6 protein-coding genes and 1 other RNA gene are annotated in these 12319 nt (G+C 40.4%); 1 reads left to right on the top strand and 6 read right to left on the bottom strand.

The window, feature by feature from the left end:
• Positions 1-13: 13 nt before the first annotated feature.
• The 4 genes from lgt to folE form a co-directional block, all read right to left on the bottom strand.
• A complete protein-coding gene (gene lgt, locus SK086_RS07775) occupies positions 14-928 on the bottom strand; it encodes a prolipoprotein diacylglyceryl transferase (protein ID WP_324690762.1) in 915 nt (304 codons plus the stop codon).
• A 71-nt stretch (positions 929-999) separates the two neighbouring features.
• Positions 1000-1242 carry a membrane protein insertion efficiency factor YidD gene (yidD, locus tag SK086_RS07770; protein WP_290876214.1) on the bottom strand — a complete coding sequence of 81 codons (243 nt, stop codon included), beginning with the start codon at positions 1240-1242 and terminating at the stop codon, positions 1000-1002.
• 2 nt (positions 1243-1244) lie between these two features.
• Positions 1245-2726, bottom strand: a complete 1482-nt coding sequence (cysS, locus tag SK086_RS07765; protein ID WP_290876216.1) for a cysteine--tRNA ligase — start codon at positions 2724-2726, stop codon at positions 1245-1247.
• A gap of 101 nt (positions 2727-2827) precedes the next feature.
• Positions 2828-3499: a GTP cyclohydrolase I FolE gene (gene folE, locus SK086_RS07760; RefSeq protein WP_290876218.1), complete on the bottom strand. Its 672-nt coding sequence runs from the start codon at positions 3497-3499 to the stop codon at positions 2828-2830.
• A 158-nt stretch (positions 3500-3657) separates the two neighbouring features.
• Between folE and SK086_RS07755 the strand changes: the two genes are divergently transcribed.
• Positions 3658-10185: a T9SS type B sorting domain-containing protein gene (locus tag SK086_RS07755; protein WP_324690761.1), complete on the top strand. Its 6528-nt coding sequence runs from the start codon at positions 3658-3660 to the stop codon at positions 10183-10185.
• Positions 10186-10618: 433 nt separating this feature from the next.
• On the opposite strand, the gene ssrA is transcribed toward SK086_RS07755, so the two are convergent.
• Positions 10619-11016, bottom strand: a transfer-messenger RNA (tmRNA) gene (gene ssrA / locus SK086_RS07750).
• A 46-nt stretch (positions 11017-11062) separates the two neighbouring features.
• On the bottom strand, positions 11063-12262 hold the full coding sequence (locus SK086_RS07745) for a serine hydrolase domain-containing protein (RefSeq protein WP_324690760.1): 1200 nt from the start codon (positions 12260-12262) through the stop codon (positions 11063-11065).
• Positions 12263-12319 lie beyond the last annotated feature (57 nt).

Raw genomic sequence — 12319 nt, 5'->3', positions numbered from 1 at the left:
GGACTTTTTTATTTTATAAATCATCTTCTATTGGCTTTTCGGCCATAAAGATGTAGTAGATGCCGACTAGTATAAACGGAATACTGAGCCATTGTCCGGTGCTCAATAATCCGAAACTTTCTTCGATACCGCCTTGGCTTTCTTTAACATATTCTACCGCAAAACGCACAGACCATAACATTACTAAGAAGTAACCGAACAACAAACCTTGTTTTTCAGCTGTTTTGGTTTTCCAATACAAGAAGTACAAAGTAAAGAAAACAAATATGTACAAAAAGGCTTCGTACAATTGCGCCGGATGTTTCATGGGAACTTTAGCTAATAAATCGGCATATTGCGGATCAGTGGCTATGGCGTGATAGGCGTCGTTTACATTGGGAAGTTTAGTGATGTTCATCACATCTTTGGCAGAATAATAATCGCGGACAAATTTGATTCCGAAAGCCGAATCTGTAACATTTCCAACGATTTCCGAGTTGAAAAAATTTCCGATTCTCACAAAAATAGCGCCACTGGCTACCGGAATTACCACTCGGTCCAACACCCAAAGAATAGGTCTTTTAATTACTTTTTTACTGTAAAAATACATGGTAATGATGATGGCAATGGCCGCACCGTGACTGGCTAATCCACGGAATCCGGTAAATTCAAATTCGGGGTGGAATTTAAACGGCAATAAAATCTCAGTAGGATTGTTTCGGAAATATTCCCAATCGTAGAAAAATACCTGACCCAAACGCGCACCCAAAAGCGTTGCGATTACAGTCCAAATAAATAAAGTGTCTAATTTATCAATCGACTCGTTTTCTCTTTCATAAATCTTTTTCATGATATACCAGCCTAAACCGAATGCGATAACAAACATCAAGCTGTAATAGCGAATGATAAAAAAGCCAATATCAATACCTTCTGAAGGATTCCAAACCATAATTTATTATTTTTGGGGATTTAGTGTAAAAGTAATTAAATGTTTCTAACTGAGAAAAAATTAACCTTTCTTTAGTGTGAGCACTTTTTTTCGGGCACCGGGTCATAACCACTTTTTCCCCAAGGATGGCAACTCAAAATTCTTTTGAAACCCAAGTAGCTTCCGTAAAATAATCCGTGAATCTTTAGGGCTTCAATGAAATAAGTGGAGCAAGTGGGTTGAAAACGACAAGTAGCCGGTAATAGCGGAGAAAGTACAATCTTATAGAACCAAATCAGTAATAATAATGGCGCTATGAGTATCTTTCGCAACATGGTTATTGTATGCTGAAAGTTGTTCCTTCTTTACCGTCTTTCAACTGTATGCCTAAGGCTAACAATTGGTCTCGAATCTGATCTGAAAGCGCAAAGTCTTTATTGGCTCGTGCTTCCAATCGCATGTTAATCAATAATTCAACTACGCCTTCTAATTTATCCGTTTGATTGGAAACCGCTTTTTCATCTTTAATGCCTAACACATCGAAGGTAAAGCTTTTTAGAGTTTCGCCTAAAACAGTTATATCAGCAGCGGTCAAGGTTTCTTTACCGTCGTTCACCAAATTCACATATTTGATGCCTTCAAATAAGTTCGCAATTAAAATCGGCGTATTGAAGTCGTCGTTCATCGCCTCATAACAGTTTTGCTTCCAAGTGGCAATATCAATTGAAGAAACGGCATTCGGCTTCAAATCTTTAATCAATTCTAAGCCATCCATCAATCGGGTAAAGCCTTTTTCGGCAGCTAAGATTCCGTCATTAGAAAAGTCAAGGATACTGCGGTAGTGCGCTTGCATCATAAAGAAACGCGCCACATTAGGGGAGAAGGCCTTGCTTAAAAACGGACTGCCGCCGTTGTAAATTTCACTTGGTAAGATATTATTACCGGTTGACTTCGACATTTTTTTGCCGTTTAAAGTCAGCATATTGGCGTGCATCCAATAGTTTACCGGACTGTGACCGGTACAAGCTTCGTTTTGGGCAATTTCACATTCGTGGTGCGGAAATTTCAAGTCCATTCCGCCACCATGTATATCAAATGTTTCGCCTAAATATTTGGTGCTCATAGCAGTACATTCCAAATGCCAGCCCGGGAAACCAATGCCCCAAGGCGAAGGCCAACGCATAATATGTTCCGGTTCTGCTCTTTTCCACAAGGCAAAATCTTGCGGATTTCTCTTGTCCGATTGTCCGTCGGTATCACGGGTATTGGCTAGCATTTCTTCGATGTTTCTGCCGCTCAATTTTCCGTAGTGATGGGTTTCGTTAAACTTCACTACATCAAAATACACGGAACCGTTAGACTCATAAGCAAAACCTTTGTCAATAATTTGTTTGACAATTTCTATTTGTTCAATAATGTGTCCGGTTGCCGTGGGTTCAATGCTTGGCGGTAAAAAATTGAATTGGTTTAAAACATCGTGAAAATCAACGGTGTATCGTTGCACAATTTCCATTGGCTCTAACTGTTCCACTCTGGCTTTTTTGGCAATTTTATCTTCGCCGTCATCTACATCATCTACTATGTGACCTACGTCTGTGATGTTCCGCACGTAACGCACTTTATAGCCCAAATGAAGCAAATAGCGGAAAATCATATCAAACGACATGAAAGTACGTACATTACCCAAGTGTACATTACTGTATACAGTAGGGCCACAAACATACATCCCGACATTTCCTTCGTGTACCGGTTTGAAAAGTTCTTTTTCTCCTGTAAGAGAGTTGTAAATTTTTAGCGTATGATTTTTGTAAAGTTGCATTTATTCTGGAGCTATTTCCGGCTTTACGTTACAATCTTTTTTAAATTCCTTCGTTGCCACTACGGTATTTTAAAAAAGGATTTTCACTGCAATCCGGGCTATTAAAAACTGGTTTCTAACTTAATGTAATCTAAAAATTCACGTTTGGTGGTGTCATTCTTGAATTTTCCCCCAAACTCCGAGGTTATGGTACTGCTCTCAATATCGCGAATACCTCTGGAATTCACACACAAATGTTTGGCATCTATCACGCAAGCCACATCTTCAGTGTTCAAAACGCGTTGTAATTCCTGAACGATTTGCATGGTTAATCGCTCTTGAACCTGAGGTCTTTTGGCAAAATAATCTACAATTCGATTCATTTTCGATAAGCCCACTACAGTTCCGTTTGAGATGTATGCCACATGAGCTCTGCCAACGATAGGCAATAAGTGATGTTCGCAAGTAGAATAAACCGTAATGTTTTTTTCTACTAACATTTCCCCGTATTTGTAGTTGTTTTTAAAGGTAGAAGAACTAGGCTTTTTGTTGGGATTCAATCCACCAAAAATTTCTTTCACAAACATTTTGGCTACTCTGTTAGGTGTGCCTTTTAAACTGTCGTCAGTCAAATCCATTCCCAAAGTATTTAAAATACTTTCTACATCTTTTTTGATGGCTTCAATTTTTTGTTCGTCTGTTAAATCGAAGGCATCATTTCTTACCGGATTTTGAGCACTTGTAGCGATGTGGTTTTCACCTAATTCATCATTATTTACCACGTTTTTTGTCATTAAATTCGTAACTAATTTGGGATTAAAAATCGAGTAGCAAAGATAAATAATTAAAATTAAAAGCAGCTCAATACTGTTAATATTTGAAATTATTTGATTTTAACGTTAATAATTTGCTAAAAATACGTATATTTCGTGCCTAAAAATTGTCACTAGTAATGAAAAAAATTTACTTCTATTTACTTGTAATTAGTTTATTTACAATCCAAGCAGGTTTTTCGCAGGGTGCGAATTGTGCCGGATCTGAAGCTTTTTGTGCCGGAGGATCCTCATTAACCTTTCAGAATTCGACCGGTACCACTTCTGAGACGGGCATCGATTATGAATGTTTGGGTTCTCAACCCAATCCTGCCTGGTTTTATATGCAAATTGGTATTTCAGGTAATATCAGTTTTCAAATTTCGCAAGCGACCAACGGAGGAACTCCAATTGACGTGGATTACATTGTATGGGGGCCGTTTGCAACACCTACGTGTGGCGCTGCTAACCTTAATCCAACTACAAGTGTGAGTTGTAGTTTTTCTGCAGCAGCAGTAGAAAATTTCACCTTAACGAATGCTCAAGTAGGTCAAATATATGTTGTTTTATTAACCAATTACAGTGGTCAAGCTGGTAATATTACAGTGACTCAAACCAATGCCGGACAAGCGGGTGCCGGTGCTACTGACTGTAATATTGTTTGTCCTCTTTCCCTGGATGATCAAGTGATTTGTGTTGGTGGTCAAGCTATTTTGACTGCAACCATAAGTGGTGCAACTACTTATGCTTGGACTGGTCCAAGTGGTCCTATAGCTGGAAATAACCAATCAATAACTGTCTCTCAACCCGGAACATATACGGTAGTTGTTAATAAACCGGGATGTGTGGCCAATGCTACTGACAGTGCAACGGTTTCTTATTATGCAGCACCACCGATTAACCCTCCGGTAGATTTAGAGCAATGTTCTAATTTGCCAAGTTTTAACCTTAACGATGCTATAGCAGATATTTTTAACGGAACACCATTAAATCCAGGAGATTTTGAGGTTTTTTTCCATACCACTCCAACTGGAGCACAAAATATAGACAACTCAATACCTAATCCCGCGAACTATTCTCCGGGTGGAACTGGTGGTCCAGTTTATATCTCCTTAACTGATAACGGACCAGGTTCCAGTGGTTGTGTATCTGTATTTTCTTTTGATACAAGTCTGATAACATGTTCGGCTACACCCAATCCACCACCAACATTAACTCTGTGTGAAAGTAGTTTAGGGAGTGGTACTGCGGTTTTCAATTTTGCCCCTCAAACACCAATTGTATTAGGTACGAATTCTGCAGCCGATTATACGGTTACTTATCACTTAACACAAAATGATGCCGACAATGATACAGGAGCTATTGGTCCGAATAATGTTATTGGAACGAATGGCCAAACTATTTATGTAAGATTGGAAGAAAATGCGAATCCTTTAACTTACGGCACTACCACTTTCCAATTAGTAGTTAATTCTTTGCCAACGGCAACTATTACCGGTTCTACAACTATTTGTTCCGGTTCAACTGCGGTAATTACTTTTAACGGAACTCCGGATGCTACGGTAACATACACTGTAGATGGCGGAACGAACCAAACGATAGTTTTAGATGCTACCGGAACCAACTCGGTGACAAGTCCTGCTCTTACTACCAATTCAACTTATAGTTTGGTAAGTGTTGTAAATACTACCACAACTTGCGGAAGATTAGTTACCGGTTCGGCTACTATCACTGTTAGACAGTTACCTACTGCTACAGTTTCTGGAACAACTGCTGTTTGTCAAAATGCAATAAGTCCTACCATAACATTTACCGGTGCCAATGGTACTGCACCTTATACCTTTAATTATACTATTAATGGTACTGCTCAACCAGCAGTAACAACAGTTTCCGGAAATAGTGTTACTGTTGCTGCGCCAACCAATGTAGTAGGTACTTTTGATTATGAATTGTTAGATGTTCAAAGTTCAGGGACACCGTCTTGTTCACAAAATCAAACAGGTACTGCTACTGTTACGGTAAATCCTTTGCCTACAGCAACTATTGCCGGAACCGTATCAGTATGTTTAAATGATGCAGAGCCACAAGTTGTTTTGACAGGGGCTAACGGAACAGCGCCTTACACATTCACTTATACACTTAATGGTAGTTTACCGGTTACGGCTCCAAGTTCAGGAAATTCCTTAATTATTAATGTTCCTACAACAGCCACCGGTACTTTTACCTATGATTTGGTTAGCGTTCAAGATGCTAGTGGTACAAATTGTTTCCAAACCCAAACGGGTTCGGCAACGGTTACGATTAATTCGGCTCCAACGATAAACACGCCTACGGATTATGTGGTTTGTGATGACAGTTACAACAACGATGGATTTTATTGCGGTTTTGATTTGAGTACAAAAATCGCTGAAATTACGGGAGGCGATCCAAACATTACTGTTGAGTTTTTCGAGACATCCACTAGTGGATCTGCGATAGCGAGTCCTTATTGTAATATCGATCCGGGCTTACAAACGATTTATGTAAGAGCCTACAACAATGGATCACCAGCCTGTTTTAGCACTACCACTTTCAATTTGATTGTTAATCCGTTGCCATTGGCCAATCCGGTTATCAGCAATTACGAATTGTGTGATTATACAAATCCGGGTGATGGTGTGGAAATATTTACGTTAAACAGTAAAGATGCAGAGATAGCCAACGGTCAAAGTAATGTAAGTATTGCTTATTATGAGAGTTTGTCTGATGCGCAAACCCAAACCGGAGCTTTACCAAACTTATATCCTAACATAAGTAGCCCACAAGAGATTTGGATTGTTATTACCAATACGGTTACCGGATGTAACTCTATCAGTTCATTCTTCTTGGTTGTAAATCCATTACCGGTTGCTGTTACGCCTGATCCTATTTTCCAATGTAGTAATGGTGTTTCCAACCAAGCTATTTTTGATTTAACGGTTAATGAAACGGTATCAACCGGAGGTGCAGGAGGTGTTGTGGTTACGTATCACAATTCTTTGGCAGAAGCCCAAAACGAAATAGGCGCTTTGGATGCACTGTCTTATTTAGGTACCGACAATGAAACGGTTTACATCAGAATAGAAAACATCACTACAGGTTGTTTCTCCATTACAACCCAATTATTAAGAGTTACCCAAGGGCCATTGGCCTTGACCCCACCGGCACTTCATTATTGTGATCCGAACAACGATGGCTTTGGTGTGTTTAACTTAGAAGACGCTACTTTGGCTATCCAAGGCGGTTCCGCTCAAACCGGGGTTTCGGTTACTTACCACGAAACACCGACAGATGCTTTGATAGGCGGGAACCCGTTAACGAGCCCGTATGAAAACATCAACGATTGGAACCAAACGATATATGTTAGAGTATTCTATACTTTAACGGGCTGTGCCAATTATGTGGAATTGGAATTAATTGTAGATCCAACTCCTGAAGCTACAGAGCCTGATGATTACGAGTTGTGTGACTACACCGGAGCCGTAGGCTTTGAGAGTTTTGATTTAACGACGACTGTACCCCAAATTTTGGGCAGTATTGATCCGTCAACGCATACGGTAACCTTCCACACCAGTTTGGGAGATGCTCAAGGTGATATTGGTGCTATCGGAAACATCATCGGCTATGTAACGGCTACTACAACATTGTATGTTAGAGTAGAGAACAACAATACCGGATGTTTTGATATAGTTACTTTAGACTTAATCGTTAATCCGCTACCAAACGCAACCCAGCCGAACTATCCGCAATACACTTTGTGTGATTACAACGGCGCAGTAGGTTTTGAAGTGTTTAACTTAGCCGACCAAGTAGATAACATCTTATTAGGTCAAACCGGTATGGCAGTAAGCTTCTATCCGAGTTTGAATGATGCGCAAAACAACACCAATGAGATTACCACCTTACAATACCAAAACCAAGACATTTATGTACAAACCTTGGGTATTCGTATCACCAACAGCATTACGGGTTGTTATGTAATCTCTACTATGGATATTCGCGTAGTGCCGCTACCAACGCCTATACCGCCAACACAACCTTACACCATTTGCGATGACAATCAGGATGGTTTTGCCGGATTTGATTTGAATACCTTAACAACAGATATATTACAAGGAGCTCCATACATTATTACCTATCACGAAACGTTTACCGATGCAGAAACGGGTAGCTCAGCCATTGATACTACAGTGTTGTATGATAACTTGTATGCCTTTACCCAAACGCTTTACGTTAGAGCAGTTGACCCTAACACCGGCTGTGTAACGGTAATGCCTATAGTTTTACGCGTGAATCCGAGTCCGATTGCTCCGATTAATTTGGATAATATCGAAGTTTGTGACCAAGACAACAATACCCAAAATGCAGTAACAGGCGTTGATTTAACGGTTCGTACAGCTGATGTTTTGGCCCAACAACCTTTAGCAGCAAGCAATTATACGGTGACTTATTACACGAGTTCAACGGCAGCGCAGCAAGGTACATCACCAATTATTCCGGCTACAAATTATGTGACCACAAGTCAAAAAATTTGGGTTAGAGTAGAAGACAACAACACGGGTTGCTACAACATCGGATCGTTTGATGTTATCATCAATATTCCATTGTTGTTAACCACGCCAACACCACTTAGTTTGTGTGACGATGATGCCAATCCGAATAACCAGTTCCACAGTTTTGATTTGACAGTGAGAGATGTGATGATTACCCAAGGATTATCAGGCTATACTGTGACTTACTATTCAACGTATGCTTTGGCACAAGTTGGAGGAGCGAGTGACATTGCCGATTTTACCAACTATACTAACACTCAACCGGCAGTTCAAACCTTAGGGGTACGTGTAACGAGTGCCGCGGGTTGTTACAGTGTAACGACTTTAGACATCAGGGTACTGCCAATTCCAACACCAAACACCAATCCACCGAGTTTGGGTGTACAGTGTGATTACAACAACCCCGGCGATATGTTGGAGTACTTTAACTTAACGGTGAATGCGGCTTACATCTTAAACAACGACCCTAACTTAACATTAGAATACTACAACAGCCAAGCGGATGCGATTAACCAAGTTAACCCAATTCTAAGCCCAACCAATGCTTTAGTAGGTGATGTTGATCCGAATGAGCAAAGCGTATGGATTAGAGTAGAGAATAACCGAGTAGACTATTTAGGGAATAACTGTTATGTACTAGTAGAGCAACCACTCACGGTGAATCCTTTACCAACAGTAGCTGCTATTGCTGATTACCAAATCTGTGAGGCAGATCCATCGGGAGTAAATGACGGCTTTGAGGTATTCGATTTAACCAGTCAAATCACCGCCTTGATGGCCAATAACCCAACACCACCAACATATACGGTAAGATTCTATGAAGATGCCGCGTTGACCATTCCAATCAACAATGCAAGTACCTATACCAACCTTACTAATCCGCAAACGATTTATGTTCAAATCACTAATGATGCTACCACGTGTCGCAGTGTAGTAGGACAGTTCAATATCTTGGTGAATCCGAAACCAACCATCAACATTGTGATGGCTGATATGTTGGAGTGTGATTACGATGGGGTGAACGACGGCTTGATGTTGTACACGCAAAACCCGACCAATGCGCAATCAAGCTTAGCGGGTTATGTGGATGATATTTTAGGAGCAGCGCAAACGGCACCGACATTCATAGTAGAGTTCTATTATAACAGTCAGGCGGATGCCGAAGCAGGCAACTCAGCCAACGCGCTGACCAACTTAGATACTTACCAAGTACAAACCGGTACATATTGGATAAGAGTAACCAACACAGTAACGGGTTGTTACCAATTGGATTCTTTTGAGGTAGTGATAGAGAAATTGGCCGAGCCGGTAATTACCAGCAACACGGGCAGCAATATCGCTTGTGTGAATTGGAACCAAACGGCAGTGAACAACAACTTAATCTTAGACAGCGGTATCACGGCACCGAACTATACCTTTAACTGGTATGCTGACGGCAACTTGATTCCGGGAGCCAACTCAGCAACGTATCCGGTAACGGATATTAATGCGGATAGCGTGACTTACACGGTAGAGGCTGTGAGTGTTAATCCACCACTATTGGGCTGTGTGTCTGTTATCACAGCCGCATCAACCTTTGAAGTGGTTCGTTCAGGTTCGGCAGCAAACATTACGTATACAGTGACCAATGCTTTTGAAGAAAACCAAATCATTACCGTGACCAACGATGGATACGGGATATATGAATACAGTTTAGACGACGGACCAAGACAGGCGAGCAATGTGTTTGAAAACGTATCGTTGGGCAGTCATACGATTTATGTATGGGATGTTAGAAGTCCGGATGGTTATTCATGTGGTGTGGTTTCAATCGAGAATGTACAAGTGATAGATTACCCGAGATACTTTACACCAAACGGTGATGGTTTCCATGAGACTTGGAATGTAACAGGCTTGCAAAACTTTGCCGCGATAACCAAGATTTACATCTTTGACCGCTACGGTAAGTTGCTCAAACAACTGAGTGCTTCGGGCGATGGTTGGGACGGAACGTACAACGGACAACCATTACCGTCAACGGATTACTGGTTTACGGTAGACTACCCTGAAAATGGCGTGATGAAGCAGTTTAAAGCGCACTTTAGTTTGAAACGATAAAACAATCGCATAAATACAAAAAAACACCCGTTCTGATGAGCGGGTGTTTTTTTTTGCAATAGCAATTTCAAAGTTCAATAGCAATGGCAAAGACAATATAGTTCAAAAGGAAAATGAGGGTGTAGTTAGCCCCGATTCCTTCGGCAGTCGCTTCGCTCGAGTGTAGCAAGCTACCGAGTAGCGCGGATAGTGGGAGCAGGAGTGAAAGAAAGATCAAACGTACGCTCCTAAAAAAAAAACGTCTCAAAATAGTTGAGACGTATTCTTTAAAATTTGTGGAGTCGGGGAGAGTAGCATTTGCTCAACTCCATCGTTCCGTTGTTGCAAATGCAATTTAACAGCTTTTAATGAAGCTGTCGCCTTTAAATAAAAAATCCACTCAAGTAAACTAGGTGGATTTCTTTTATTTAAAGTCGCAATAAAATTGCGCTTGGTGTGGAGTCGGGGAGAGTCGAACTCCCGTCCAAACAAGCAACTAAAGAGCTTTCTACACGTTTAGTCTTTGATTAGATTTTCGACAACAAGCTATGCCAAAGACAGCGACTTGTTGCTTAGCTCTATCAGTGTCAGAAAGGATTCAGAACATTACCTTTCCTAGGTTTACTTTTACGGTTCCCCTAAACCAGCCGCCATAAACCAAGGCTTCTGAGGAGAATCCAGCTTCCCGACCTTGTCGGGACTTGGCTAATCGTACTAAACTTCGGATTAAGCAGCTAAAGCGTAATTATTTTCGCCGTTTATAAGTTCGTACCCGTGGATTTACGAGCAATTGGTACCTTGCTCGACGTGCTTACTGTTCAATTCGACTTGCTGTCAAAACCAGTCGACCCCAGTTTGTTTTTCTAATTATCAAAAATCAGACCACAAAAGTAAGGATTTATTCGTCAGTTTCATTCAACTTGAAAGGATAATCACCAAACAAGGAAGCCAGTTTTTTGGATTGGTAGGTTTTTTTGGTGTATTTGTTGGAAAGGGTGATAATGGTTACTTTTTCTTTTCTCAAATTGATAAAAGAAGACGTATTACCATGCCACCAACCGTTGTGGAAAAAGAAAGGTTCACCTTCTTCAAATTCCACCATACGAATGCCTAAACCATAATTTTTTTGTCCTTTGCTCTCATAACTGTAGCCTTTGTATACTTTCTTGAGCAATTCGGGATTGAGGAAGAAAGGTGCAAAACGAGCAGTGTCAAACTTGAGCAAATCTCTTGGAGTGGAATAAATGTTTTTGTCACCATACACACCGTCTAAGTAATCGGTACCGATTTCTACATTGTTGCCTTTGTAGGATGGTACTATATTCTCGTGGTCTTTTTTAAAATCGCAAACATAAGTATTGGTCATGCCCAGCGGTGTGAAGATCATTTCCTTCATGGCTTCGGGAAATTTCATACCGGTTACCTTTTCAATGATGAGTGCTAAAACTGCATAATTGGTGTTGCAGTAGCTGAAACGAGTGTCGCTTTTGGATTCCAACGGAATTTCTTTGTCAACCATCACTTTAATGATGTCTTCGTTGGTTAGTGTTACTTTTTTATCCCAATTGTTGTTTTCGTAGGTGAAGTAAGCGTAATTCTTCATGCCGCTTCTGTGGTTTAAAAGCGTTTGTACCGTTACATCGGGATACGGAAAGTTTTTAATAATGGTATTGACCTTTTGGTCTAACTTAATTTTATGGGCATCAATTAGCATCAGTGTGGCAGTTGCCGTTAATACCTTGCTTACAGATGCGATATGCAATGGTGTGTCTTTGGTGATTTGTTCATCAGTACGCTTGTTAGCAAAACCCATATAGTTTTCGTAAATGATTTGCCCATTTTTAGCCACCAAGAAACTCACGTTGTCATTTTTTTCAGACCACGTTTTTTCGAAGAACATGGAAACAGCGTATTTTTTTTCTTTGATAAATGCAGCGCTTAATTCGGGTAATGCTTCTTGTAAAGGTTGCATTACGGGTATGCCTTTTTCATTGACCTTGATTACGCCGTCTTCTGTTTTCTCTTGTTTAGAGCAAGATGAAAAAGTGGCAATCAGACAATAACTGAGGAAGATATATCGGATGTTTTTGAATTTCATTTTTGAGATTTAGAGAACCACAAATATAATTATTCAGAGTGGTAGCGAATTGACTTT

Origin of the sequence: Flavobacterium cheonhonense, assembly GCF_035671315.1 — a bacterium.
GTDB classification, from domain to species: Bacteria; Bacteroidota; Bacteroidia; order Flavobacteriales; family Flavobacteriaceae; genus Flavobacterium; species Flavobacterium cheonhonense.
This window is presented reverse-complemented; position numbering and strand designations above follow the sequence as displayed.